This window comes from Gracilibacillus saliphilus (genome assembly GCF_010994085.1).
In the GTDB taxonomy this organism is placed as follows: Bacteria; Bacillota; Bacilli; order Bacillales; family Amphibacillaceae; genus Gracilibacillus; species Gracilibacillus lacisalsi.
Genome location: NZ_WJEB01000091.1, coordinates 1 through 349, shown reverse-complemented (window position 1 = coordinate 349; position 349 = coordinate 1). Strand labels below are relative to the sequence as shown.

Below are 349 nucleotides of genomic sequence, written 5' to 3'. Positions count from 1 at the left end.
CCCTGCCCGTGTCGTAAAACACGGTAATAATGGGCACGTTGCTTGTTATAATATTGGTTGATACTTTTCACTGTTTGGCCCTTGATAATGACAGGTTGGGATCCTGTATTATCGACAATGGTTGCCAAACAATGAACACCGAGGTCTATACCCATGATATGTTGTTCTTCCAGCTCTACAAACTCTTTCTCTTCCTCTTTCCTGAAAACCAATTCTACCGTATACTCGCCGTAGGTCGGAATAATTCTAACTTGTTGTAATGGCCCTTTAAGACCCAATTTTCCGATATTCAGTCTTTCTTTCGTTTGAGGAAACCGGAGGTATTTATCGTCCTTCACCTTACATACCT

1 protein-coding gene is annotated in these 349 nt (G+C 41.5%); it reads right to left on the bottom strand.

Features of this window, described 5'->3' with window-relative positions; all coding sequences use genetic code 11:
* The coding region (locus tag GHT08_RS21985; protein WP_238343658.1) for a transposase at positions 1-338 on the bottom strand (338 nt) is incomplete at its 3' end.
* Positions 339-349 lie beyond the last annotated feature (11 nt).